The organism is Nonomuraea sp. NPDC050310, from assembly GCF_040655795.1.
Classification (GTDB): domain Bacteria; phylum Actinomycetota; class Actinomycetes; order Streptosporangiales; family Streptosporangiaceae; genus Nonomuraea.
Genome location: NZ_JBFAKP010000002.1, coordinates 443,158 through 465,803 on the forward strand (window position 1 = coordinate 443,158; position 22,646 = coordinate 465,803).

General features: G+C 70.6%; 26 protein-coding genes. 13 read left to right on the plus strand and 13 right to left on the minus strand.

Annotated elements, in window-relative coordinates; genetic code table 11:
• The first annotated feature begins 23 nt into the window (after positions 1 to 23).
• Together AB0I67_RS08275 and AB0I67_RS08280 are read left to right on the plus strand one after the other, a co-directional pair.
• On the plus strand, positions 24 to 695 hold the full coding sequence (locus AB0I67_RS08275) for a GNAT family N-acyltransferase (protein WP_357919591.1): 672 nt from the start codon (positions 24 to 26) through the stop codon (positions 693 to 695).
• On the plus strand, positions 692 to 1,621 hold the full coding sequence (locus AB0I67_RS08280) for a lysophospholipid acyltransferase family protein (RefSeq protein ID WP_357919594.1): 930 nt from the start codon (positions 692 to 694) through the stop codon (positions 1,619 to 1,621). Before AB0I67_RS08275 ends, AB0I67_RS08280 begins: the two co-directional genes overlap by 4 nt.
• On the opposite strand, the gene AB0I67_RS08285 is transcribed toward AB0I67_RS08280, so the two are convergent.
• The 4 genes from AB0I67_RS08285 to AB0I67_RS08300 all read right to left on the minus strand — a co-directional run bounded on the left by AB0I67_RS08285 (position 1,618) and on the right by AB0I67_RS08300 (position 4,534).
• Entirely contained in the window at positions 1,618 to 2,202 is a 585-nt protein-coding gene (locus AB0I67_RS08285; protein ID WP_357919596.1) for a hypothetical protein, read from the minus strand. The two genes, AB0I67_RS08280 and AB0I67_RS08285, sit on opposite strands and share 4 nt — an antisense overlap.
• A 22-nt stretch (positions 2,203 to 2,224) precedes the next feature.
• Positions 2,225 to 2,794 (minus strand): hypothetical protein, encoded by a 570-nt coding sequence (locus AB0I67_RS08290; protein WP_357919599.1) that lies wholly within the window; start codon positions 2,792 to 2,794, stop codon positions 2,225 to 2,227.
• Positions 2,795 to 2,894: 100 nt separating this feature from the next.
• Positions 2,895 to 3,887: an S-adenosylmethionine:tRNA ribosyltransferase-isomerase gene (locus AB0I67_RS08295; protein ID WP_357919602.1), complete on the minus strand. Its 993-nt coding sequence runs from the start codon at positions 3,885 to 3,887 to the stop codon at positions 2,895 to 2,897.
• Positions 3,884 to 4,534, minus strand: coding sequence for an SDR family oxidoreductase (locus AB0I67_RS08300; RefSeq protein ID WP_357919605.1), 651 nt, complete (start codon positions 4,532 to 4,534; stop codon positions 3,884 to 3,886). Before AB0I67_RS08300 ends, AB0I67_RS08295 begins: the two co-directional genes overlap by 4 nt.
• A 69-nt stretch (positions 4,535 to 4,603) precedes the next feature.
• On the opposite strand from AB0I67_RS08300, the gene AB0I67_RS08305 reads away from it, so the two are divergent.
• Together AB0I67_RS08305 and AB0I67_RS08310 are read left to right on the plus strand one after the other, a co-directional pair.
• Positions 4,604 to 5,719 (plus strand): GAF domain-containing sensor histidine kinase, encoded by a 1,116-nt coding sequence (locus AB0I67_RS08305; protein WP_357919608.1) that lies wholly within the window; start codon positions 4,604 to 4,606, stop codon positions 5,717 to 5,719.
• Positions 5,716 to 6,354, plus strand: a complete 639-nt coding sequence (locus AB0I67_RS08310; RefSeq protein ID WP_357919611.1) for a response regulator transcription factor — start codon at positions 5,716 to 5,718, stop codon at positions 6,352 to 6,354. The genes AB0I67_RS08305 and AB0I67_RS08310 overlap by 4 nt, the downstream gene beginning before the upstream one ends.
• Positions 6,355 to 6,378: 24 nt before the next feature.
• On the opposite strand, the gene AB0I67_RS08315 is transcribed toward AB0I67_RS08310, so the two are convergent.
• The gene (locus tag AB0I67_RS08315) at positions 6,379 to 7,014 is read right to left on the minus strand and encodes a hypothetical protein (protein WP_357919613.1); all 636 of its coding nucleotides are present in this window, start codon (positions 7,012 to 7,014) and stop codon (positions 6,379 to 6,381) included.
• 171 nt (positions 7,015 to 7,185) lie between these two features.
• On the opposite strand from AB0I67_RS08315, the gene AB0I67_RS08320 reads away from it, so the two are divergent.
• Positions 7,186 to 9,708: a protein kinase gene (locus tag AB0I67_RS08320; RefSeq protein ID WP_357919615.1), complete on the plus strand. Its 2,523-nt coding sequence runs from the start codon at positions 7,186 to 7,188 to the stop codon at positions 9,706 to 9,708.
• Positions 9,709 to 9,711: 3 nt separating this feature from the next.
• Here the strand turns inward: AB0I67_RS08320 and AB0I67_RS08325 are convergent, their stop codons facing one another.
• Complete coding sequence (locus AB0I67_RS08325) at positions 9,712 to 10,422, minus strand: hypothetical protein (protein WP_357919618.1); 711 nt, start codon at positions 10,420 to 10,422, stop codon at positions 9,712 to 9,714.
• Positions 10,423 to 10,484: 62 nt separating this feature from the next.
• Between AB0I67_RS08325 and AB0I67_RS08330 the strand changes: the two genes are divergently transcribed.
• The 4 genes from AB0I67_RS08330 (at position 10,485) to AB0I67_RS08345 (ending at position 13,288) form a co-directional block, all read left to right on the plus strand.
• A complete protein-coding gene (locus tag AB0I67_RS08330; protein ID WP_357919621.1) occupies positions 10,485 to 11,273 on the plus strand; it encodes an ABC transporter ATP-binding protein in 789 nt (262 codons plus the stop codon).
• Between the two features lie 86 nt (positions 11,274 to 11,359).
• Complete coding sequence (locus AB0I67_RS08335; protein WP_357919624.1) at positions 11,360 to 12,262, plus strand: SPFH domain-containing protein; 903 nt, start codon at positions 11,360 to 11,362, stop codon at positions 12,260 to 12,262.
• Positions 12,263 to 12,294: 32 nt separating this feature from the next.
• Positions 12,295 to 13,050, plus strand: a complete 756-nt coding sequence (locus AB0I67_RS08340) for a sulfite exporter TauE/SafE family protein (protein WP_357919627.1) — start codon at positions 12,295 to 12,297, stop codon at positions 13,048 to 13,050.
• Between the two features lie 10 nt (positions 13,051 to 13,060).
• Positions 13,061 to 13,288, plus strand: a complete 228-nt coding sequence (locus tag AB0I67_RS08345; protein WP_357919630.1) for a hypothetical protein — start codon at positions 13,061 to 13,063, stop codon at positions 13,286 to 13,288.
• A gap of 131 nt (positions 13,289 to 13,419) precedes the next feature.
• Here AB0I67_RS08345 and AB0I67_RS08350 read toward each other — a convergent pair whose 3' ends face one another.
• From AB0I67_RS08350 to AB0I67_RS08375, 6 genes are all read right to left on the minus strand, one after another.
• Entirely contained in the window at positions 13,420 to 14,235 is an 816-nt protein-coding gene (locus AB0I67_RS08350; protein WP_357919632.1) for an NAD(P)H-binding protein, read from the minus strand.
• Positions 14,236 to 14,253: 18 nt separating this feature from the next.
• Complete coding sequence (locus tag AB0I67_RS08355; RefSeq protein WP_357919635.1) at positions 14,254 to 15,177, minus strand: Rieske 2Fe-2S domain-containing protein; 924 nt, start codon at positions 15,175 to 15,177, stop codon at positions 14,254 to 14,256.
• Positions 15,178 to 15,196: 19 nt separating this feature from the next.
• Positions 15,197 to 15,799, minus strand: a complete 603-nt coding sequence (locus tag AB0I67_RS08360) for an HD domain-containing protein (RefSeq protein ID WP_357919637.1) — start codon at positions 15,797 to 15,799, stop codon at positions 15,197 to 15,199.
• 10 nt (positions 15,800 to 15,809) lie between these two features.
• Positions 15,810 to 17,852 (minus strand): molybdopterin-dependent oxidoreductase, encoded by a 2,043-nt coding sequence (locus AB0I67_RS08365; protein WP_357919640.1) that lies wholly within the window; start codon positions 17,850 to 17,852, stop codon positions 15,810 to 15,812.
• A gap of 143 nt (positions 17,853 to 17,995) precedes the next feature.
• The gene (locus AB0I67_RS08370) at positions 17,996 to 18,613 is read right to left on the minus strand and encodes a hypothetical protein (RefSeq protein WP_357919643.1); all 618 of its coding nucleotides are present in this window, start codon (positions 18,611 to 18,613) and stop codon (positions 17,996 to 17,998) included.
• Positions 18,613 to 18,822: a hypothetical protein gene (locus AB0I67_RS08375; protein WP_357919646.1), complete on the minus strand. Its 210-nt coding sequence runs from the start codon at positions 18,820 to 18,822 to the stop codon at positions 18,613 to 18,615. Before AB0I67_RS08375 ends, AB0I67_RS08370 begins: the two co-directional genes overlap by 1 nt.
• Before the next feature lie 538 nt (positions 18,823 to 19,360).
• Here AB0I67_RS08375 and AB0I67_RS08380 point away from each other — a divergent pair.
• Together AB0I67_RS08380 and AB0I67_RS08385 are read left to right on the plus strand one after the other, a co-directional pair.
• Positions 19,361 to 20,224, plus strand: a complete 864-nt coding sequence (locus AB0I67_RS08380; protein WP_357919649.1) for a helix-turn-helix transcriptional regulator — start codon at positions 19,361 to 19,363, stop codon at positions 20,222 to 20,224.
• 56 nt (positions 20,225 to 20,280) lie between these two features.
• Positions 20,281 to 20,493: a DUF397 domain-containing protein gene (locus AB0I67_RS08385; RefSeq protein ID WP_357919652.1), complete on the plus strand. Its 213-nt coding sequence runs from the start codon at positions 20,281 to 20,283 to the stop codon at positions 20,491 to 20,493.
• A gap of 15 nt (positions 20,494 to 20,508) precedes the next feature.
• Here AB0I67_RS08385 and AB0I67_RS08390 read toward each other — a convergent pair whose 3' ends face one another.
• On the minus strand, positions 20,509 to 21,264 hold the full coding sequence (locus AB0I67_RS08390; RefSeq protein WP_357919655.1) for a DUF6082 family protein: 756 nt from the start codon (positions 21,262 to 21,264) through the stop codon (positions 20,509 to 20,511).
• 27 nt (positions 21,265 to 21,291) lie between these two features.
• On the opposite strand from AB0I67_RS08390, the gene AB0I67_RS08395 reads away from it, so the two are divergent.
• Entirely contained in the window at positions 21,292 to 21,474 is a 183-nt protein-coding gene (locus tag AB0I67_RS08395; RefSeq protein ID WP_357919658.1) for a DUF397 domain-containing protein, read from the plus strand.
• Between the two features lie 90 nt (positions 21,475 to 21,564).
• Positions 21,565 to 22,635: a CapA family protein gene (locus AB0I67_RS08400; RefSeq protein WP_357919661.1), complete on the plus strand. Its 1,071-nt coding sequence runs from the start codon at positions 21,565 to 21,567 to the stop codon at positions 22,633 to 22,635.
• The last annotated feature ends 11 nt before the right edge of the window (positions 22,636 to 22,646 follow it).

The window sequence follows — 22,646 nt, forward strand, 5'->3', positions numbered from 1 at the left end:
TCCAAGGGTGCGTTCATTGGACCATGTACACCGTCGGGCTCGCGCGCACCGCGGCGGACCTCATGGCCGCGCAGCGCCTTCGCCACCACGTCTTCGCCGAGGAGTTCGGCGCGAGGCTCGACTCCCCTGTGAGCGGGCTCGACGTCGACTCCTTCGACGCCTACTGCGACCACCTTCTCGTCCGGGCCGGTGATCAGGTCGTGGGCACCTACCGGCTGCTGCCGCCGGGCCGGCGCGACCGGCTCTACGCCGAGGGCGAGTTCGATCTCGCTCCGCTCAGGCACCTGGCCCTGGTCGAGACCGGCCGGTCCTGCGTGCATCCCGATCATCGCAACGGCACGGTCATCGGCCTGATGTGGGCGGGCATCGCCCGGTACATGGTCGACGGCGGCCACTCCTGGCTGGTCGGCTGCTGTTCGGTGCCGGTCGCCGAGGCCGCCGACGTGGTGGACCGGGTGCCGCTGGGGCCGGATGAGTACCGGGTCAAGCCGCTCAACGCCTGGTCGGACGCCGGGGTGCCGCGCCGGCCCGGGGCCAGGCTGCCGGCGCTGCTGCGCGGCTACCTGCGGCTGGGCGCCTGGGTCTGCGGGCCGCCCGCCTACGATCCCGACTTCGGCACCGCCGACTTCCTGGTGCTGCTGTCGATGTCCCGGATCGACCACCGTTACCTTCGGCACTTCCTGGGGGAGCGGTGAGTCCCTGGTTCCCGTCCTCGCCCTGCACGCCCGAGTTGTGCGTGCACTCGACGGCCCGGCGCGCGGCGTGGTGGCTGCGCCTGGCGCGCGTGCTGGCCGCCGTCGCCGTGGTGCTGGGCGGCGTCGTCGCCGCCCGCCTGGTCCGCGGTACGGCTCGCCGCCGCCGGGTGACCGCGGCCTGGTCGCGGTTGCTGCTGCGGTCGCTGGGCCTCCGCGTGCACGTACGGCGAGGCTTCGCCGCGTACGGCGGAGCCGGCTCCCCCAGGCCGGTCCGGGTGGCCCCCACCACGCTGATCGTCGCCAACCACGTCTCCTGGCTCGACCCCCTGGTGATCGCCGCCGCCCTGGACAGCGTGCCGCTGGCCAAGCGCGAGGTGGCGGCCTGGCCGGTGGTCGGCGGCCTGGTGGCGGGGTCCGGCGCGCTGCTCATCGATCGCGACTCCCTGCACGCCCTGCCCGGCACCGTGGACGGCATCGCCGAGACGTTGCGCGGCGGCCGGAGCGTGGCGGCCTTCCCCGAGGGCACGACGTGGTGCGGCCGGGGCGTGGGCCGGTTCCGGCCGGCGCTCTTCCAGGCGGCGCTGGACGCCGGGGTGCCGGTGCGGCCGGTGGCGCTGAGCTACCAGGAGTCGGGGCGGCCGGGTTCGACCGCGGCGGCCTACGTGGGGGAGGACAGCCTGCTGGCGTCGCTGTGGCGGATCGTGGGGACGCGCCGGCTGTCCGTCGAGGTCACGGTGCTGCCGCCGGTGACCGCGGCCGACCGGCGGCGGCTGGCCCGCGTGGCCGAGGCCGCCGTGCTGTCGGTGACCGGCCTGCCCGCTCTGGAGCACACGGGCTCCACCAGGACGCTGAGCCCGGCAGCGGCCCGGGAACGTGTGAGCGGGCCGCCGGAGAACCGGCGGCCCGCCCTGGCGGGAACGTCCTAGCGGACGACCTTGGTCTTGATCTCCTTGCCGAACAGGTAGCCGGGCACGCCCAGCCGCTCCAGTTCCGCCTGGCTGAGGTCTTCCATGCCGGTGTCGACGTTGTAGCTGATGACGTACATCCCGGACTTCAGGGTGCCCTTGGCCGTCTTCTTGACGCGCACGTCGACGGAGAGGCTGAAGCCCTGACCCTTCTTCAGGTCACGGGGCAGGATGCACAGCACGCCCTTGTTGCCGTCGATGTCCTCGTTCGGCACGCAGGCGGAGCCCTTGACGCTGCTCCGGAAGTAGACGCGCTTGCCGAGGTCGGCCGCCGGCGGCAGGGCCGCGTAGACGAACCAGACGTCGGCGTTGTGCGGCCCGGCGTTGACACCCTTGATGGACAGGCGGAGGGTGCCGCCGCGGCGGACCGTCTTGGAACCGCTCACGGTGGTGTCGAAGGCGGCGTACGGCTCGTCCGCCGCCGTCTGCGCGGCCACCGGGGCGGCGGTGGTGGCGGCCGAGGCCGCCGGGGTCAGGAAGAGCGCGCCCGCGAGGGGAGCGGCGATGGCGAAGGCCGCGGCCTTGGCCAGGAGAGAACGCATCGAGGGGTCTCCGGTGGCTTGCTTAGCGGACGATCTTGGTCTTGACGGACTTGCCGTAGAACCAGGAGTTGACGCCGCCGAGCCGGTCGATCTCCTCCTTGTTGAGCTTCTCCATGCCGGTGGGAATGTCGTAGACCAGCGCGCCGAGCTTGGCCGTCGCCACGCCCTTGACCCGCTTGCTGAGCTTGATCTCGATGATCAGCCAGTCCTCGTAGCCCTTGTCCAGGGCGTACGGGCCCCAGCACCAGAAGCCGGTGGAGTCGGAAGTGCAGGCGGTGCCGTCCGGGCCCCAGGCCTTGATCTTGCCGGTGAGGCCCTTGGGGAGCTGGCCGCCGATGTAGTAGTAGTCCGCGTGGTGCGGGCCGGTGTTGACCGCGGAGATCCGGTACTTGATGGTGCCGCCGGCCTTGACCGCCTTGGGCGCGCGCACCTTGACGTCGAAGACGGAGTACGGGTCGTCGGCGGTCTTGGCGACGACTGCGGTGGTGGTGACGGGCGCCGCGGCGGCGGCCGGAGCCGCCGTGAAGAGCAGGCCGCCCGCGAGCGGAGCGAGCAGCGCGAAGGCCCCGGCCTTCGACAGCGAGTTGCGCATTACAACGTCTCCGTGAGGAAGAGGAAACGAGGTCGTCGCGAAGTGTGACCCCCCGTAAATACCGGCTTTTCCTATCATGGAGGTCAAATGTTTGCAAAGCCTATTTGTGCAGGATGAGGTGGGTGTCGCCGAATTCGTGCCACAGATATCCGGCGTCCAAAGCCGCCTCATACGCGCGTTCGAGCTGATCAGACCCGGCGAGCGCGGTCAGCAGGCGCAGATGGCTCGACCGCGGCTCGTGCAATCCCGTGATCAATCCGTTGACTACCCGGACCCCGTTCTCGGGGGTCACCACGTGCGTCGTCCACCCGGAGGTGGTGCCGGTCCAGGCGGTCGTTTCCAGCGCGCGCACCACCGTGGTGCCGACCGCGACCACCCGGCCGCCGGCCTTCCGCGTGAGCTCGACCAGGCGGGCGGTCGCCTCGGGCACCTCGAACCGCTCGGCGTAGGGCGGCTCGTCGCGCTCCGGCGAGGCGACGCCGGTGTGCAGGGTGATCGGTGCCACCGCGATGCCGCGCGAGACCAGCGCGGTGACCACCTCGGCGGTGAACGGGCGGCCGGCGCTGGGCATCTCGGCGCTGCCGGGCACGGTCGCGAAGACCGTCTGGTAGGCGTCGAGCGGCCAGTCCTCGGCCACGTAGGAGTAGCGGATGGGCTTGCCGTACCGGGCGAGGTAGGCGGGGACGTCGCGGTCGAGCAGGGCCCGCCACAGGCGCGGGGTCTCGCGCTCCAGCAGGCGCAGGGTCGCGCGGCCGGGCAGCGGCAGCCACTCGCCCGGTTCGGCGCCGCCGTACGGCTCGGTGGCCCCGCCGGGGGCGGGGCGGCGCAGCTCGACCAGCCACGTGCCGTCCTCGCGCGGGGTGGAGAAGTGCACCGACAGCCGGTCGAGGCGGACCGCGGCGGGCAGGGTGGCGGAGTTGTTGACCACCAGCAGGTCGCCGGGGTCGAGCAGGGCGGGCAGGTCGTGGAAGCGGTGGTGGGCGAGGTCGGGTCCGCGCGAGACCAGCAGGCGCACGCCGTCGCGGGCCAGGCCGCGGGCCTCGGGCGGCTCGTGCGCCTCCAGCGCGGACGGCACGGCGAAGCCGATGCTCATTGCAGGCTCACCCGGCCGCTGGCCGGCCGGCTCCTGATCAGGTCGTGCAGGGTCGCGGCGACCTTCTCCGGGTCGGTCGCGCCCGCCGCCTCCTCGGCGCCGACCGCTTCGGCCAGCATGCGGGTGTTCATCTCGCCGGGATCGACCCACCAGACCGCGAGGGCGGGCTCCTCGGCGGCCAGGACGTTCGAGAGCTGCTCCAGCGCCGCCTTGGTCGCGCCGTAACCGCCCCAGCCGGGATAGCCGCCGGTCGCGGCGTCGGAGGTCACGTTGACCACGGCTCCGCGCCGGGCCCGGAGTGCGGGCAGTACCTCTTGGGTGAGCGCCAGCGGCGCGGTGAGGTTCGTCTCCAGCAGCTCGCGGAAGCCGTCCAGCGGGTAGCCGGCCAGCGGCCGGATGCCGCCGAGCCCGCTGGCGTTGTTCACCAGCAGGTCCAGTTCGGGGACGGCGAGTGCCAGCTCGGCGCGGTGCGCCGGGTCGGCGACGTCGCCGGGCAGCGCGAGCGCGCCGAGCTCGCCCGCGACCGCCCGCAGGTCCTCCTCGCCCCGGGCGGTGAGGACGAGTGTCCAGCCGGCGGCGGCCAGCGACCGGGCCAAGGCGAGGCCGAGGCCCCGGGAGGCGCCGGTGATGAGTGCGGTGTTCGTCATGGCTCGACGGTAGGTTTCCCCCGGTCGCGGCACATCGGGCCTTGGTCCTAGGACCATAGGGTGAAGGGCGTGAGCACTCCCGACCGCGACGCGATCCTGCAGGCCGTCAGCTCAGCCGTGCTGGCCGTGACCCGCCACCTCTCGGTGCGCGAGGTGCTGCAGGTCATCGTCCGCTCCGCGCAGCGGCTGCTCGACGCCCGCTACGCCGCGCTCGGCGTGCCCGACGAGGAGGGCTCGTTCGCCGAGTTCGTGGCGGAGGGCCTGACCGACCGGCAGTGGGAGGCGATCGGCCCGCTGCCGCGCCAGCACGGCATGCTGGGCGCGATGTTGCGCGAGGGCGCCCCGGTGCGGCTGCCCGACCTGCGCCAGGACCCGCGCTTCGAGTGGTGGCCGAAGGCGCACCCGGTGATGCGCGACTTCATCGGCGTGCCGATCAAGAACGCCGAGCAGGTGCTCGGCATCATCTTCCTGGCCAACAAGCAGGCGCCCGGCGGCTTCACCCGTGAGGACGAGGACCTGCTCACGCTCTTCGCCGCGCACGCCGCCATCGCGCTGACCAACGCGCGCCTGTACGAGCGGGGCCGCGAGCTGGCCATGCTGGAGGAACGCAACCGGATGGCCCGCGAGCTGCACGACGCGGTGACCCAGAAGTTGTTCTCGCTCCGGCTGACCGCGCAGGCCGCCGCGCACCTGCTGCCCACCGACCCCGGCAAGGCCGCGGCCGAGCTCGACCGGGTGCAACGCCTGGCCGGCGAGGCGCTGGCCGAGCTGCGCGCAGTGATCGTCGAGCTGCGGCCCGCCGAGCTCGACCGGCACGGCCTGGCCACCACGCTCCGCAAGCACGCCCAGCTCCTCGACCGGCTGCACCCGGCCCGCGTCACCTTCACCTGCGACGAGCTGCCCAAGCTGCCGCCCGAGACCGAGGTCGCCGTGCTGCGCGTCGCCCAGGAGGCGCTGCACAACTCCCTGCGTCACTCCGGGGCCGAGCACGTCGAGGTACGGCTGGCCTACGACAACGGCCGCCTCGCCCTTTCGGTGCGCGACGACGGCGCCGGGTTCGAGGAGCCGGCCGCCTCGCGCGGCCTGGGCCTGGCCTCCATGCGCGACCGGGCCGAGGCGATGGGTGGCAAGCTGGTCGTGTCCTCCGGTGGGGGGACGACCGTGCTGCTGGAGGTGCCCGCTTGATCCGCGTGCTGATCGCCGACGACCACCCGGTCGTCCGACAAGGGCTGCGCACCCTGCTCGACCTGCAGGACGACATGACCGTGGTGGGCGAGGCGAAGGACGGGCGCGAGGCGGTCGAGCTGGTGGCCGAGCTCGAGCCGGACGTGTTGCTGCTCGACCTCAAGATGCCGAGGCTCGACGGGCTGGGCGCGCTGGCCGAGCTGACCGGCGCCGCCGTCCGGATCGTGGTGCTGACCTCGATGAGCGACCGGTCGGACGTCGGGCCCGCGATGCGCGCGGGGGCGGCGGGTTTCCTCTACAAGGACATCGACCCGGCCGCGCTGGTGCAGGGCGTGCGGGCGGTCCACGGCGGGCAGGTCCTGCTGGCGCCGGAGGCGGCCGAGGCGGTGATGGCCGGTCAGCGCCCGGCGGCGGCGCCGGTCCCGGCTCCGCTGGTCAAGCCGGTCCCGCTCACCGACCGGGAGCGGGAGGTGCTCAGGCTGATCGCCGAGGGGCGGTCGAACAGGGAAATCGCCCGCGCCCTCGACGTGGCCGAGAAGACCGTCAAGACGCACGTCTCGAACGTGCTGATGAAGCTGGGGGTACAGGACCGCACGCAGGCTGCGCTGTATGCGGTCCGGCACGGTCTGGCCTAGCGGACCCGGTGGGGCCGGCCGGGGTCAGGTGCCCTTCTTCTTGTTCTCCTCGGTCTTGGTGGTCGGCGGGTTCCAGCTCTTGGTGACCGGAGGAGTCCAGTTCTGCTGCGGCCGGTTGGGCCGCGGCCAGATGATCTTGGTGTGCGTGGTCTTCAGGTCGTAGTGCCGGTCGAAGCTCTCGCCGATGCGGTCGAGCTCCTCCTTGTCCACGTTCTCCGCGCCGTTGGGCACGTCGAACGAGAGCACGCCCACCCGGGCGGTCGCCACGCCCTTGGTGGTCTTCTTCAGCTTGAGCTGGAACTGCAGCCAGTCGGTGTCGCCGACGTCAAGGGCGTACGGTCCCCAGCACCAGAACCATTCACCTTCCCAGGTGCACTTGCTGCTCTTCGGGCCGGTCCACGTCAGGCGCGGCTCGACGCCCTTCGGAACCTTGGCCCCGACCCAGTACCAGTTCGCGTAGTAAGGCCCGAGGTTCTTGGCCTTCAGCAGATAAGTGATCTTTCCGCCACGCTTGGTCTGTGTGTCGTACTTCACGGAGATCTTGAACTTGGAGTACGGCGGGCGGCCAGAAGCGGCCTCCGCCTGCGCGGCCGGTGTGAAGACGGCCAGCGGCGCCGCGATCAGGCTGACGCCCAATAGCGTGCCGAGAGTTCTGCGCATGGTGATGGCTCCCCGTACGGTGTAGAAAACGCCGATTCTCTAGGGGATTATTACCTAGGGCAAATATTTCGCAAAAAGTGATGATCTATCGTGATGGGCTGTAGCTTGCACAGCATTGTTCACGGCGGTCACTCTTGCGACGGGGGACACGCAGGACGGGGAGGGTTCAAGGTGCCTGACACGCACCCCTTGCAACCGGGCGATCCAGCCACCTTGGGGCCGTATCGGCTGCTCGGACGGCTGGGCAAGGGGGCCCAGGGGATCGTCTTCAAGGGGGAGAGCCAGAACGGGGAACTGGTAGCGATCAAGCTGCTCAACACCCGGCTGGACAAGCCCGGTGTCGACGCCGAACGCTTCATGCGCGAGGTCGAGGCGGCCCGCCGGGTCGCCCAGTTCTGCACCGCCCAGGTGCTGGACGCCAGCATGGAGGGCGAGAACCCGTACATCGTCAGCGAGCTGGTCGAGGGCGTCTCCCTGCAGCTCGTCGTGCAGAACGAGGGACCGCGCCGCGGCGGCGTGCTCTACCGGCTGGCCGTCGGCACCGTCACCGCGCTGGCCGCCATCCACCGCGCCGGCATCGTGCACCGCGACCTCAAGCCCAGCAACGTGCTCATGGGCCCCGACGGGCCGCGCGTCATCGACTTCGGCATCGCCCGGGCGCTCGACTCGGCGATGACCATCTCCAGCGGCGTGGTCGGCACGCCCGCGTACATGTCGCCCGAGCAGATCGCCGGGGAGCGGGTGGGGCCGCCCAGCGACATGTTCAGCTGGGCGCTGACCATGACCTTCGCCGCGACCGGGCGGCCCGCCTTCGGGCAGGACAGCCTGCCGGCGGTCATCTACCGGGTGATGAACGAGCAGGCCGACCTGTCGGCGTTGCCGGACAACCTGCGGCCGCTGGTGCAGGCCTGCCTCAGCAAGCGGGCCGAGGAGCGGCCCACCGCGGCCGAGGCGCTCTTCGCGTTGCTGGAGAACCAGGGCTCGACGCCGATGGGGGACTCCGACCTCGCGCTCACGACCGGCACCCAGGTCGCGGCGGCCGACGCCCCGGCCGAGCCGTACGTGCCGCCGCAGCCGGGCCCGCCCCTCTACCCCGGCCAGCCGCACCCCGCTCAACCCCACTCCGCTCAACCCCACCCCGCTCAGCCGCAGCCTGGTCAGCCGCACGGGCCCTACGGCGTCCCGCAGCAGGGCGGCCCCTACGGCCCGCCTCCCGGGCACCCGGTCAGCCCCTACAACCAGCCGTCCGGACCGCAGGGCGCCCCCGGCTTCGCACGCCCCGACGGCTACGGCCACCCGGCCTACCCGCAGGCCCACCCCAACCCCTCGGGCTGGACCAGCCCGTCCGGGCCGCAACCGCCCACCCACCCGGCCGGCTCACCACCCCGGCAGGCGGCTCCGCCGTACCCGATGGGTCCCGGGCAGCCCAACGACAACGACGCCTTCTTCCGCGAGGCCGGCCAGGAGGACCGCCAGGCCGGCGGCCGCCGCAAGCGGGCCGCGCTGGTCGGCGGCACCCTCGCGGTGGCGCTGGTGCTCGCCGCCGGCGTGCTGTTCGTCGCGCCCGGCCTGTTCGCCAAGGACCCGCAGACCACCAACGCGGGCGCCACGAGCAACGTGGTCAGCTCGGCGCCGCCCACCCCGACGCCCACGCCCACCCCGACACCCACCCCGACCGTGACGCCGACCCCGACGCCCACGGTCACGCCGGAGCAGCAGACGCTCGTCGCCGCCCTGGAACTCGGCAAGCAGGACGGCAAGGCGCTCAAGGGCCACACCAAGGCGATCCAGTCCTTCTCCGCCGTCACCGTCGACGGCCGCCCGATGCTGCTGTCCGGCGGCCAGGACGGCACGCTGCGGCTGTGGAACGCCGAGAAGCGCTCGCTGAGCAAGCGCCTGCGCGGGCACCGCGGCGAGGTGTACGCGGTCGCGTGCTTCACCATGAACGGCAAGCCGGGCGCGATCTCCGGCGGCTACGACGGCACGATCCGGCTCTGGAACCTGGACAAGGGCACCGGCCGGGCCCTCGGCACGCACGGCGACTCGATCTTCGCCGCCGCGGTCGGCAAGGTGCGCGGGCGCATGATCGCCGTCACCGGCGACGCCAAGGGCTACCTGCGCTTCTGGGACCTCGCCAAGCGCAAGCAGATCGGCAACAGCCTGCGCGCCCACCGCCAGGGCGTGAACTGGCTCAGCGTCGGCCAGATCGACGGCCGCACGGTCGTCATCTCGGCCAGCGAGGACCGGACGCTGCGCGCCTGGGACCTCGACAAGCGCAAGGCCTACAGCAAGAACTACTACCGCGGCCACAAGAAGGGCGTCTACTCCGTCGCCATCGGGGCCGTCGGCGACAGGACCATGGTCGCCTCCGGCAGCGAGGACGGCACGATCCGCTTCTGGGACCCCAAGTCCGGCAAGCAGCTCGGCAAGCCGCTCACCGGGCACAAGAAGATCGTCTACTCGCTCGCCTTCGCCCGCGGCGGCCAGGACGCGCTGCTGGTCTCCGGCGGGACCGACGGCACGATCCGGCTGTGGGACGCGACGGCGCGCAAGGCCACCGGCCCGATCATCAAGGGCAACCGCTCGCCGGTCTACGCCGTGGCTGTGGTGCCCGTCAACGACCAGCCGACGGTGATCTCCGCGGGGAAGGACAAGCAGATCCGGTTCTGGAAGCTGTCCACCCCCGCGTCCTGACCGCTACAGGCCCTGGGGTTCGAGGATCGCGTGGTGGGCGGCGACCTGGGCTCGCCGTACCGCCCGGTCGAGCTCGCGCAGGGCCAGGTCGCGGGTGGCGAGCTGGCCCGCGGTGAGACCGCGCTGCTCGGCCAGGCGCAGCACGACGGCCAGCCGGCCGGCCAGCGCCTGCACCCGGTGCGCGCGGGCGGGGTAGCCGGGGGCGAGCTCGGCGGCGGGCAGCCGCTCCGGCCGCGCGGCCACCGGCCCGTCGACGCCGTCGAAGGCCTGGGTCGCGGTCCGCATCACGCCCGCCAGCTCCCGCTCGGCCTCGGCGACCCCGGCCAGGTCGACCCGCACCGGACCGGCCGGGTGGACCGTGAAGGCCACCCCCCGGTAGGACGAGCCCCGCAGATCGGGCTGGGGGACCAGGCCCTGGTTGCCCTCGGGCAGCACGGCGATCACCGCCTGACCGGCGTCGATGGCCGCGGCGTTGAAGGGCGGCGGACCGGACAGGCCGAGCGGGTCGCCGGGCGCGGGCAACGCCAGCCTAAACTCGCTGAGCCCGGAGAGCCGCAGGTCCGCCAGGTGCGCGCGGAGCGACCGCGCCGCCACCATGACCGGCCCGTGGGCCTGCTCCACCTGGTCGGCCGCCTCGTCCAGGCCGACGTGCCCGGCCAGCCACGCGTTGCCCCAGGCGACAAGTGCCGTAGACACCGGCGATTCAGCATGCACGGATCCACGATATGCGGCGATAGGTTTGTCCCAGACCTCTTGGTCGAAGGGAAGGGTGCGGGATGGGTGGTCAGGTGCTGCGGCTCCAGGACGTCGCCGTGCGGCGGGACGGAGCGGCCCTGCTGCGTGGCATCGACTGGGCCGTCAACGAGGACGAACGCTGGGTCGTGATCGGGCCGAACGGGGCGGGGAAGACCACGCTGCTGCAGGTCGCGGCGACGTTGCTCTACCCGAGCGAGGGCGTGGTCGAGGTGCTCGGCGAGCAGCTCGGCCAGACGGACGTGTTCGACCTGCGGCCGCGGATCGGGCTGGCCAGCGCGGCGCTGGCCGAGCGCATCCCGCCGGACGAGAAGGTCATCGACCTCGTGCTGACCGCCTCGTACGCGATCATCGGGCGCTACTCGGAGGAGTACGACTCCAACGACGTCACCCGCGCGGTCGAGCTGATCGACATGATGGGCGCGGCCCACCTGATCCGGCGGCGCTTCGGCACGCTGTCGGAGGGCGAGCGCAAGCGGGTCCAGATCGCCCGGGCGCTCATGCCCGACCCCGAACTGCTGCTGCTCGACGAGCCCGCCGCCGGGCTCGACCTGGGCGGTCGCGAGGATTTGATGCGCCGGCTGTCGCTGCTGGCCCACGACCACCGCGCGCCGACCATGGTGCTGGTCACCCACCACGTGGAGGAGGTGCCCAGCGGGTTCACCCACGGCCTGCTGCTGCGGCACGGCTCCGTCGTGGCGCAGGGGCCGCTCGACCAGGTCATGACCGCCGACAACCTGTCCAAGACCTTCGGCGTGCCGCTCGTGCTCGAACGCAGTCCCGAGGGGCGTTGGTACGCCAGGGCGTACTAGATCGTAATTGTGGGGTTAGCGGTCCTCGCGGGGGATCAGCGAATATCATTTCGGTGGTCAGCCTCCATCTCCCCCGGAGCGTCGCCATGAACGTCGAACTTCTGGCAGTGGCAGTCGTCGCGATCGGCGTCGTGGGGTTCGTGGTGATCCGGTCGATCCGGGTCATCCCGCAGGGCACGGCGGCCATCGTCGAGCGGCTCGGCGGCTACCACCGCACGCTCAACCCCGGCACCAACCTGGTCGTGCCGTTCATCGACCGGGTGCGCGACACGATCGACATGCGCGAGCGCGCCCAGCCCTTCCCGCCGCAGTCGGTCACCACCGCCGACAACCTGATCGTCTCGGTCGACGTGGTCCTCTTCTACCAGGTGACCAACCCCAAGTCAGCGACGTACGAGATCGCCAACTACCTCGGCGCCATGGAGCAGCTCACCGCGACCACCCTGCGCAACGTGATCGGCGGCATGGACGTCGACACCGCGCTCGCCTCCCGCGAGGAGATCGCCGCCAAGCTGCGCGGCGCGCTCACCGAGACCACCGAGGCGTGGGGCGTGCGCGTCAAGCGCGTCGAGCTCAAGGCGATCGACCCGCCCGCCTCCATCCAGGAGTCGATGGAACGCCACAAGCGCGCCGAACGCGACAAGGAGGCGGCCATCGCCGCCGCCGAGGGCGAGAAGCGCGCGGCCATCCTGTCGGCCGAGGGGGAGAAGCGCGCGGCGCTGCTGCGGGCCGAGGGCGAGGCCGAGGCGATCGTGTTGCGGGCCCAGGCCGAGGCGCGGGCCGAGGGCATGCGGGCCAAGGGCCAGGCGGACGCGATCGGCCTGCTCGCCCGCGCGCTGGAGGAGAACCACGCCGACCAGCGGCTGCTGGCCTACCAGTACCTGATGACCCTGCCCGAGATCGCCAAGGGGCAGGGCAACGCGGTGTGGGTCGTGCCGCCCGACCAGGCGACTCTCGGCCTGCTCAGGCGGGAGGGCGACCCCACCTGAGTCCACGATGCGGACGGCTCTAGGCTCACCCCATGACACCCCTGGAAGTCGTCGCCGTGGTCGCCGCGGGCATCGGAGCGGGCGCGATCAACGCCGTCGTCGGCTCCGGCTCGTTGATCACCTTCCCCACGCTGGTCGCGATCGGGGTGCCCCCGGTGGTCGCGAACGTGTCCAACAACATCGGCCTGGTGCCCGGGTCCTTCACCGGGGCGTACGGCTACCGCGCCGAGCTCAAGGGGCAGCGTGACCGGCTCGTCCGGCTGGGGGTCGGGTCGTTGCTCGGCTCGGCGCTGGGCGGGTTGCTGCTGATCAACCTGGATCCGGGTGTGTTCCAGGTGGTCGTGCCGGTGCTGATCGGGGTGGCCTGCGTGCTGGTGGTCATCCAGCCGCAGCTCAACCGGTGGACGGCCGGGTGGCGGGAGAAGGCGCACCCCAACGGCGGACCGTGGTTGTGGCTCGGCGTCTTCGGGGCCGGGGTGTACGGCGGGTATTTCGGGGCGGCCCAGGGCGTGCTGCTGATCGGGATCCTCGGGGCGATGCTCAGCGAGGGGTTGCAGCGGGTCAACGCGGCCAAGAACGTGCTGTCGCTGATCGTCAACTTCACGGCTGCGGCGTTGTTCATCGTCATCGCGGAGATCGACTGGTGGGCGGTGCTGGCGATCGCGGTGGGGTCGACGATCGGGGGGTTCTTGGGGGCCAAGATCGGGCGTAAGATCCCTGCTCCGGTGCTGCGCGGGATCATCGTTTGTGTCGGGATTTTGGCGATTATCAAACTAGTATTCGGGTAGATATCCGGACATGAAGGGTGACCGGGTCGAAATCGTCATTGACGCCGGGGAAGGCGCACCGCGTACCTACGAAGTCGTCGCCACCAGAGCCGGCCGCCGGGTCGAGGTCAGCAACCGCCGCGGGCTCATCGAGGTCAGCGAAGTCACCAGGACCGGCAGCCCGGTCCGCACCGCCCGCTTCATGTCCAGCCGCATCCTCGCCCTCGTCGAACACCCGGCGGACGGGGAAGCGGACTGAGTTTTCGCCGGCCCAGTCGGCTCCTCCCCGTGACCCCACCCGCCCGTCCCCGTCCACCCCACCTCTCGGGCTGGGGTGGACTTTGGAGATCCTCGGGGGAGTACGGCCGGCCGCCGGTGGACCGGCTGGGGCTACATGGCCAGCCGGTCGCGAACCCACTGTCGATAGGTCAAAGGCGCCCGCCCCAGCAGCCGGGAAACCGTGTCGGTAACCACCTCAGGCGAGGCGACAAACGACCCCCACCCCTCCATGGCCTCCCGAGCCCCCTCATCGGTCCCGAAGATCCCCTTGGCCACCGCAAACCCGGCCGCAGGGTCGAGCTCCTCCCACCGAGCCTCCACCCCCAGCTCCTCCCCGATGATCCGAACCTGCTCAGCCTGGGTGATCGCCTCAGGCCCGGTCAGGACATACGCCTGCCGAGCGTGCCCAGCAGAAACCAGCACATGCGTGGCCACGGCCGCGATGTCCGCCTCGTGGATCAACGACCGGGCCGCCTCGCCGTACACCCAGGACACCACCCCCGACCCCCGAACCTCGTCGATCCACCCCAGGGTGTTGGTGGCGAAGCCGCCGGGCCGCAGGAAGGTCCAGGCGAGCCCGGAGTCCCGGATGAGCTGCTCGACGGTCACGTGGAACATGGTCGAGCCCGGCACCACGTTGGCCGACAGGTAGACCACCCGCCGAGCCCGCCGCTTGATCACGTCGACGACCGCCGCCGCGGTCTCGGCCGCGAAGCCCGGCCAGACGAGGAACACGTCCTCCACCCCGTCGAGCGCCGGTTCGAGTGAGGCGGGATCGGTGAGGTCGCCGCGCACCACCTCGACCCCGGCCGGGAAGGCCGCCCGGGCGGGGTCACGCACGAGGGCACGGACGGGCACCCCGGCTTCGGCGAGCTGGGTGACGACATGACGACCGACATTTCCGGTGGCACCGGTGACAAGAATCATGTCACCGACGCTACGACCTCAACCTTTGTTGAGGTCAACCCCGGGACGGACCTGGATCACCCCGTCCCCGCGCACCCGCGTCTGGAAGCAGGGTTGCGGAGCCGTCGCGGGCCCGTGTTTGACGCTGCCGTCGGCCAGCCGGAAGGTGCTGCCGTGCCAGGGGCAGACCACGCACGCTTCGCCGTCCTCGAGGGTGAGCCGGCCCTGGTGCAGCGGTCCGGCCAGGTGCGAGCAGCGGTCGGCGAGCACGGACACGCTGTCGCCGTGCCGCAGGACGAAGAGCTGGATGTAGCCGAGCCGGCGCGCCACCGGCCGCCCGTCGGGCAGGTCCTTGATCGGGCACAGGTCGTGCCAGCCGAGCGGGACGAGGTGGGCCACCTGCTCGGCGTGGTTGGCCCCGGCGGCCTGCCGGTAGGCCATGTGGCCGCCGAGGTAGCCGCCGAGTCCGGCCAGGCTCAGCCCGGCCAGGCCGAGCAGCCGCCCGCCGCCTTCACGGCCGCGGAGCCGTACCAGCAGGGAGGCCGAGTAGAGGCCGAGCGCGGCGAGGTTGGCCATCAGGTGCACGAAACCGACGCGTTGCTGCTCGCGGTGGAGCGAGGACCAGTCGGTCAGGCCGGCCGCGGCGGTGGGCAGCGCGGAGACCAGGCCGGTGCCGATCAACACGCGCGAGGCGCGCGGATCGACGCTGGTGAAGTCGAGCGCGGTGGCCGAGGTGAAGCAGCCCAGCGCCACCGAGGCGAGGGGCGGGTGCAGCGGTTTTCCGGTGGGCACGCCGTGCAGCAGGTCGCGCAGCCGCCCTGGGCCCAGCCGGTCTCGTACGGCTTTGGCCAGGAGCTGGATGGGTTTGTCGAGCGCCCTGGTCCGCTCCAGCCGATCCGCGAGGTCGACCGGCCCGACAAAGCGCCGCGAATGCCGCCTTCGTGCCTTAACTGTCTCCTCCACGCCCTCCCCCTACCCACGGTTATGGCGCAAGATGCCCTCTCTTCACCGAGAGCTCCACCAACTCACGCGCATAGGCGCCCAGCGAGGGGCAACCCGCCTCGATGATCTCGACCTTCTCCAGCACCTGGCCGGAGGTGACCGAGTGCAGGCGCCACGTGCCGCCCTCGTTCTGATGGTTGGCGAGGATCGGCGCGAAGCGGTCGAGCGCCTTGGCGAACCGGGCCTCGGGGGTCACCCGGTCCTCGAACTCCTCCCAGAGCGCACGGAGCTGCGGCCCCTGCGGCTCCGGGAGCAGGGCGAAGATGCGGTCGGCGGCGGCGCGCTCGGCGTCGGCCTGCGCGGCCACCGCGTCCGCGTCGTAGATGAAGGTGTCCCCGGCGTCGATCTCCACCAGGTCGTGCACGAGCAGCATCGCGACCACGCGCTGAAGATCGGTGCCGGGCGGGGCGTGCTCGCCCAGCACCATGGCCAGCAGGCTCACGTACCACGAATGCTCAGCGTCGTTCTCGCGCCGGGAGTCGTCCATCAGGTTGTTGCGGCGGATCACGCGCTTCAACTTGTCGATCTCGATGGCGAAGGCGATCTGAGCGTTCAGGCGGTCCTGTTCCGGGGCGATAGTCACGCGCGACACCCTAACGGGCGTTGATCGTGACCGGCACCCCGTTGAAGACCGCGTTTCCGGAAGGCACGTCGATCGCGCTCTCGTTGGTGAGCACGTTCGCGTTGGCCTCCGCCCAGCCGTGCGGCAGGCTGACCACGCCGGGCATGATCGTGTCGGTCGGTTCGAGCGCGACGGTCAGCCGCCCGGCGGCCGAGCTGACCGTGGCCTCGCCGTCCAGGCCCAGCCGGGCCACGTCGGCCGGGTTGATCTGCAGCGTCGCGGTGTTGCTGCCGCCGGTCAGGTGCATCCAGCTGTTGTTCGAGCGCAGGTGGCGCCGCCCGATCAGCACCAGCTCGGGCGGTTCCGTGTCGAGCCCGGCCCGCAGCCGGTCCACGTCCGCCAGGAGCTGCGGCGGGGCCAGCTCGACCCGGCCGGAGGCGGTCTTGAGCAGGCCGGGCAGCCGCGGCTCCAGCGGGCCCAGGTCGAGGCCGTGCGGGTGGTCGAGCAGCTTGCCCAGCGACAACCCGTCGTAGGGGCCCAGCTTGAGCATCATGTCCAGCCGCCGTTCGGCGCCGTTCTCGCCTTCCAGCGTCAGCTCGGCCGCGCCGGGCGTCTGGCTGATGATGAACTCGTCGAAATCGCCCTCCAGGCCGGTGGCCAGCATCGCCAGCCGGGCCAGGATCTGCCCCTCGGTCGGCCGCTCGCCGAGCGGCAGCGCCGGACGCGAGTAGCGGGCGTAGTTGCGTACGGCCAGCCCCAGCAGCGCGAAGTCGAAGTGCCCGGTCTGCAGCACCCGAGGCGGCGGCAGGATCACGTTCGCGTGCCGCGTGGTCTCGTTGAGGTAGGGGTCGACGCTCACCATGAAGTCCAGCGAGCCGAACGCCGCGTCCAGCCGGGCCCCGTTCGGCGCCGACATGACCGGGTTGCCCGCCACCGTGATCAGGAAGCGGATCTGCCCTTCGCCCGGCGTCTCGATCTCGTCGGCCAGCGTCGCCACCGGCAGCTCGCCGTTCACCTCGGGCAGCCCGCGCACGCGACTGGCCCATCTTCCCGTCCGGTACGGCTTGCGCCGCGGCCGCGACTCGGTGGCCGCCATCGGGAACATCGCCCCGCCGGGCCGGTCGAGGTTGCCGGTGAGCACGTTGAGCACCTCGACCAGCCACTGGGCGAGGGTGCCGAACTCCTGGGTGCAGGTGCCGATCCTGGCGTATACCGCCGCGTGTTCGGCGGCGGCCAGCTCGCGGGCCAGCCGGACGATCACCTCGGCCGGGATGCCGGTACGGCGGGCCACCAGCTCGGGCGGGAAGTGCTTGGCCTGCTCCCGGACCTCCTCCAGCCCCTCGACCTCCAGCGCGACCCGGGTCAGCCCCTCGGCGAACAGCGTGTGCACCAGGCCGAACAGCAGGTAGGCGTCGGTGCCCGGGCGGATGAAGACGTGCTCGTCGGCCTTCTTGGCGGTGCGCGTGACCCGCGGGTCCACCACGACCAGCCGGCCGCCGCGCCGGCGCAACGCCTTGAGCCGGCCGGGGAAGTCGGGGGCGGTGCAGAGGGAGCCGTTGGAGTCGAGCGGGTTGGCGCCGAGCATCAGCAGGTAGCCGGTGCGGTCGAGGTCGGGCACCGGGATGCTGAGCGGGTCGCCGAACATCAGGCCGCAGGCGACGTGCTTGGGCATCTGGTCGGCGGTGCTGGCCGAGTAGATGTGCTTGGTGCCGAGCGACTTGGCCAGCGGGCCTGCGTACAGCGCGCCGGCCATGGTGTGGGCGCTCGGGTTGCCGAGGTAGAGGGCGATCGACTGGCGGTCGGCGTGCCGGGCGAACGCCTGCCGTACCAGGTCGAAGGCCTCGTCCCAGGTGGCCTCGCGCCAGGTCTCGCCCTCGCGCACGACCGGCCTCGACAGCCGGTCCGGGTCCTCGTCGAGCTTGCCGAGGCTGGCGCCCTTGGGGCAGATGAAGCCCTTGCTGAACGGGTCGTCCTTGTCGCCGCGGACACTCGTGACGTGGCCGCCGTCGTCGAGGGTGAGGGTCAGGCCGCAAACGGCCTCGCAGAGGGGGCAGGTCCGGTGGACGGTCGTCATCGCCACTCACTCCTGAGTTCGTCAGATGAACTCATCTTGGCGCGCGGCCGGGCCGTGGGGAAGCCCTCGCCGCGGATCGGCTGATCTTCCGCGGGGCAAGCCCCGGGCCCCCGTGGTCCCGGGGCTCGCCTTTCAGCGGGATCTCACCGGCTCAGCAGGGCCAGATCCCGATCGGGGGGCTCCTCGGCGGCCGTCGGAACCCATGCTGTGCCGTACAGGCGCTCCAGCCCGGGCGAGAACGCCCCGGGCCGCTCGTCGCAGCGGACGATCTCCAGGACGACCCAGCAGGCCCGGTCGCGGTGCCGGTAGACCCGCGCCTCGCGGGCGAAGCAGGCCGCGGCCAGCTCGGGCGCGTACGCCACGAACTCCTCGGCCGAGATCCCCGCCCTGGTCCACAGCAGCGCCTTCTCGCCGGTGCGGGTGGGGGTGATCCACAACACCAGCGGGATGCGCCCGGCGCGGGTGTGCATGGTCGTCTCCAGGCAGGTCCGCTGGACGCGGTGCCGGGAGATCACGCACCAGGCGTGCGCGACCAGCCAGTTGCGTCCGAACCTGGTCGCGGCCGGGACGGAGACCGCCCCGGTCAGCGCCAGGAACGCGCCCCACTCGCCGGCGAGCTGCGCGACGGTCAGGACCAGCGCGGCCAGGAGCCCCAGCTCCGTGCGGAACCGCCACAGAACCGTCACCAGACCGCTCCGCCGGGCCGGCGGCAGGTCCTCGACGCCCGGGTACATCTGGTTGCGCGGGTTGCGGGAGGACATCACGCCACCTCCTCGGGGATCCGCACCCGGCGCTGGTCGAAGCGCGGGTCACGGTAGGTGCGGACGCCGAAGCCCGCCCTGGCGACGGTCCAGCCGCGCCGGTAGGCGAACTCGTCCTCTTCCGCGCACAGCTCTCGATCCGCCCAGGCGATGAGTTCCCGGATCCGGGACTTGATTCGGCTGAGCCCCTTGGTACCTTGTGAGTACATAGAAGACCCCTTCGCGGCATTACTTAAGGTGGACTTCTGCCGGGCCGTGGATTGATGGCCTGATCGCCGAGGGTGGCAGCCCTTGCATCGGCGCCAGGCGCTCAATCTGCGGCTCGGCCTTTTTCTGGGTGCGTCGGGCTGGTTGCCTCCCAGGTGGTCTCGCGGATGTCCGGGACGGCGCCGTTGCCGGTGTGGCGGCCGTCACGGCCGCGGCTTCTGGGGAGGCCGGGGGTCAACGGCCGCTTCGTCATGACGGCCTCCTCGTCCCCTGTATGCCCTCCTGCGTTGATGGTGCGCCGGAGCTTTCTTTGCGGCAATAGGCAGATCGGGGAAATTTTCTTGAATGTTTCCGTGCGAGCTGCGCTGCGGGTTGCTGTGCAACTTGCACGACCCAGGTAGGGCCTTCTCCAAATCCGGAACATGCGCCAAGCTGATGGCACTCGTCGTGCAAGTTGCGCGTTAAGATGTTGTGCACTGTCCGCGAATTTGAGGCGTCAAACGGACCCTTTCGGCCACATCTTCATGCCTTTGGAGTGCGGTGCCACGAGAGCAGATCAGTCCCACGGTGCGCCGGCTGCGGTTGGGGCAGGAGCTGAAGCTGCTCCGCGAACGCCAGATGATCAACGCGAAAACGCTGGCAGCGGCATTGAAGTGGTCGGCGTCGAAGGTCAGCCGGATCGAGGCGGCCAAGACCCTGCCGAGCCCTGAGGACATCAAGGCGCTCGGGGCCTACTTAGGCGTCGACCAAGACAAGATCGACGAGCTCCTGGTCCTGCTCAAGGAAGCTGACCGGCGAGGCTGGTGGGAGTACTACGAGAACGCCCTGTCCCCAGAGGTGATCACTTTCCTGGGGCTGGAAGCTGAGGCCATCGCACATCGTGCCTGGGGACCCCAGATCGTGCACGGCCTCTTGCAGACTGAGGACTATGCGCGGGAGTTGATCCTCGCGGGCAGCGGTGTCGCCCGCATCACTCACAGTGTGATGCAGATGAGGCTGGACGTCCGCCTCAAGCGTCAAGAAGAGATCCTCAGCCGTAGCCGACCTCCGCAACTCAGCCTGGTACTCGACGAGTCGGTACTCGTACGTCAGTTCGGTGAGCCTCGAGTGATGCGCGACCAACTCGGACATGTGCTGGACATGTCGGCGCTGGACCACGTGAGCGTGCAGGTTCTCCCGTTCGCCGGGGGGCAACATCCGGTCCAGACGGGGGAATTTATCCATTTGAAGTTCGTGGACCTTGACGATGCCGTCTACCTGGAGTCACTCTATGGCGGTCGCATCGTCGACGATCTTCAGTTGGTGCCAAACTACGAAGCGGCCTTCGAGCGGCTTCGCGCGGTGGCCCTCCCTGAGGACGAATCCCGGATTCTCATCCAGCGGAAACTCTCGCATTGGCGTTGACCAGCACCGATGGGGCTGCTGGCGACGCTTTTTCACGGATTAGGGACAAGCAAACGATGAACCACCTGGCGTGGAGGAAGAGCGCGCGCTGCAGCGGCGCTTCCGCGTGTGTCGAATTCGCCGAGCTCGCCGACGGCAACGTGGCGATCAGGGACAGCAAGCGGGAAGACAGTCCCGTACTGGTCTTCACCCCTGAGGAGTGGTCGGCCTTCACAGCCGGCGTCCGCGACGGAGAGTTCGACCTGGCGCTCACCGCGAGCGTGGCCTGAGCTCGTTCTGCCAGGCTAGAGGGCCCGCGCCGGAAGCTCCGCGCGGGCCTTTCTCTTGTTCAGGAGAGCACGCATCAGATATCCGGCCGTGCAGCAGGCGGCTGCTGCGCCTAGCACGAGATATCGGTTGCTGCGGTCCAGCGGTGTCGCGCGAGGTGGCTGGTTCATGTCCCACCAGACGCCGTCGATGAGTTCGAACACGTCGATGTACGGCTGGCGCTTGCTGCGAGGCAGGGCGAGCGCGATGTCCCGACGGTGCCGGCGGCTGCGTGCCCAGAAGCGCATCCCGATCTCCGTGCAGAACAGGTCCACGCGCGCGTATTCGCGAACGTTGCCCGGCGTGAGCTGCCCCACGCTGTAGAGCGTCTCCCAGTAGGAGACCAGGAGGTTGAGGTAGAGATCATGCCGGGGATCCTGCCTCCTGCTTCGCTTCAGGCCCGTTGCCTCGATCAAGGCGGGGTTCTCGATCAGGAGCTGTACGAGCTGAAGGTGCTGGGCGCGCGCGGAGTCCTGCCTGACCCGTCGGGATTCTCTCTCCTGGAGAAAGATCGAGATTCCGATCGACAGCAGCGCGAGGGCCGACAGGAGCGCGGATGCGGCGCCATAGGTCTGGCCTATCCAGCTCAGCTCTTCCCATTTAGTGTCGAACGTGGACGCCAGGGAGGCCAGGAAGAGCGGTGAAAGCATCGTGAGGACAACCGTGCCGAGGACGGCGACGCCGATCAGGAGCGGCAGGGCGATACGCCGAGCGTGCGAGAGCTTCGCGGCCATTGCCGGACCTTCGGGAGAGGTAAGGGGATGAGACTCCGCTGGGGTAGAAGCCGATTCTGCAACGGGGCGTCAGCCTGTGTCGAGATCGCGGAGCTTGACGATGGCGGGGTCGCAGTCCGGGACGGGAAAGACCCGGATGGGCCGGTGTTGAGGTTCACCGCCGAGGAGTGGCAGGTCTTTGTCCGTGGAGTGCGCGCAGGTGACTTCTAGCTAACCCCACCGCTTGTGGATCTTCTCTGGTAGATACGGACATGTCCCGTTCATTGCCTGCTCATGGCATGCTCTGGGACTGTGCCCAAGATGAGACGCTCGCGTGCTTTTGCGTTGGTTGCCCTAGCCGTTGCCGTGTCTGCCTGCAGCACTGCCACGGCCAAGCCGGAGACGACGACCGGGTCGAAGTCGACGATCGGGCCGATCGAGCAGCAGAGGGAGCCGGAACGCGAGCCGTACACGATCGCCTTCGGGGGTGACGTGCACTTCGAGGGGGCGCTACGGGCACGGCTGGACAGTCCGAAGACGGCGCTGGGGCCGATCGCACGGGTGCTGGGCCGGGCGGACCTGGCGGTGATCAACCTGGAGACGGCGATCACCACGGGCGGGGCGCCGGTGAACAAGCAGTTCACCTTCCGGGCCCCGGCCAGCGCGTTCACCGCGCTGAAGGCGGGCGGCGTGGACGTGGTGAGCATGGCGAACAACCACGGCATGGACTACGGGAGCACGGGACTCGAGGACTCGCTGGCGGCGATCAAGAAGAGCCGCTTCCCGGTGATCGGCATCGGCGAGGACGACGCGGAGGCGTACAAGCCGTTCCGCACCACGCTGAACGGCAACAAGGTGTCGATCATCGGCGCCACGCAGGTGCTGGACGCGGAGTTCATCCAGTCGTGGTCGGCGACGCCCGGCCAGGGCGGGCTGGCCTCGGCGAAGAACGAGCCGCGGCTGATCCAGGCGGTACGGCAGGCCCGCAAGAACTCCGACACGGTCATCGTGTTCCTGCACTGGGGCACCGAGCTGCAGCCCTGCCCGAACGAGGCGCAACGCTCGCTGACGCCCAAGCTGATCAAGGCGGGCGCGGACGTGATCGTGGGCGGGCACGCCCACCAGTTGCTGGGCAGCGGCTACCTGGGCAACGCCTACGTCAACTACGGCCTGGGCAATTTCATCTTCTACAACTGGGGCCCGGTCACCGGCAAGACCGGCGTGCTGACGCTGACGATCAACGGCCGCAAGGTGCTCAAGGACCGCTGGACCCCGGCGACCATCCAGTCGCCCGGCCTGCCCGTGCCGCTGACCGGCCCGGCGGCGACACAGGCGGTCGCGAGCTGGAAGCAGTTGCGCTCGTGCGCGGGTCTATCGGCGAAGCCGGGCTAGTCATAACGTTG

What these genes read in the sequence shown, in the direction of transcription:
- AB0I67_RS08400 (WP_357919661.1), top strand. Translation starts at nt 21,565, where the DNA reads ATGAGACGCTCGCGTGCTTTTGCGTTGGTTGCCCTAGCCGTTGCCGTG.
- AB0I67_RS08365 (WP_357919640.1), bottom strand. Translation starts at nt 17,852, where the DNA reads ATGACGACCGTCCACCGGACCTGCCCCCTCTGCGAGGCCGTTTGCGGC.
- AB0I67_RS08290 (WP_357919599.1), bottom strand. Translation starts at nt 2,794, where the DNA reads ATGCGCAACTCGCTGTCGAAGGCCGGGGCCTTCGCGCTGCTCGCTCCG.
- AB0I67_RS08295 (WP_357919602.1), bottom strand. Translation starts at nt 3,887, where the DNA reads ATGAGCATCGGCTTCGCCGTGCCGTCCGCGCTGGAGGCGCACGAGCCG.
- AB0I67_RS08275 (WP_357919591.1), top strand. Translation starts at nt 24, where the DNA reads ATGTACACCGTCGGGCTCGCGCGCACCGCGGCGGACCTCATGGCCGCG.
- AB0I67_RS08345 (WP_357919630.1), top strand. Translation starts at nt 13,061, where the DNA reads ATGAAGGGTGACCGGGTCGAAATCGTCATTGACGCCGGGGAAGGCGCA.
- AB0I67_RS08315 (WP_357919613.1), bottom strand. Translation starts at nt 7,014, where the DNA reads ATGCGCAGAACTCTCGGCACGCTATTGGGCGTCAGCCTGATCGCGGCG.
- AB0I67_RS08340 (WP_357919627.1), top strand. Translation starts at nt 12,295, where the DNA reads ATGACACCCCTGGAAGTCGTCGCCGTGGTCGCCGCGGGCATCGGAGCG.
- AB0I67_RS08330 (WP_357919621.1), top strand. Translation starts at nt 10,485, where the DNA reads ATGGGTGGTCAGGTGCTGCGGCTCCAGGACGTCGCCGTGCGGCGGGAC.
- AB0I67_RS08335 (WP_357919624.1), top strand. Translation starts at nt 11,360, where the DNA reads ATGAACGTCGAACTTCTGGCAGTGGCAGTCGTCGCGATCGGCGTCGTG.
- AB0I67_RS08350 (WP_357919632.1), bottom strand. Translation starts at nt 14,235, where the DNA reads ATGATTCTTGTCACCGGTGCCACCGGAAATGTCGGTCGTCATGTCGTC.
- AB0I67_RS08285 (WP_357919596.1), bottom strand. Translation starts at nt 2,202, where the DNA reads ATGCGTTCTCTCCTGGCCAAGGCCGCGGCCTTCGCCATCGCCGCTCCC.
- AB0I67_RS08390 (WP_357919655.1), bottom strand. Translation starts at nt 21,264, where the DNA reads ATGGCCGCGAAGCTCTCGCACGCTCGGCGTATCGCCCTGCCGCTCCTG.
- AB0I67_RS08300 (WP_357919605.1), bottom strand. Translation starts at nt 4,534, where the DNA reads ATGACGAACACCGCACTCATCACCGGCGCCTCCCGGGGCCTCGGCCTC.
- AB0I67_RS08395 (WP_357919658.1), top strand. Translation starts at nt 21,292, where the DNA reads ATGAGACTCCGCTGGGGTAGAAGCCGATTCTGCAACGGGGCGTCAGCC.
- AB0I67_RS08375 (WP_357919646.1), bottom strand. Translation starts at nt 18,822, where the DNA reads ATGTACTCACAAGGTACCAAGGGGCTCAGCCGAATCAAGTCCCGGATC.
- AB0I67_RS08385 (WP_357919652.1), top strand. Translation starts at nt 20,281, where the DNA reads ATGAACCACCTGGCGTGGAGGAAGAGCGCGCGCTGCAGCGGCGCTTCC.
- AB0I67_RS08370 (WP_357919643.1), bottom strand. Translation starts at nt 18,613, where the DNA reads ATGTCCTCCCGCAACCCGCGCAACCAGATGTACCCGGGCGTCGAGGAC.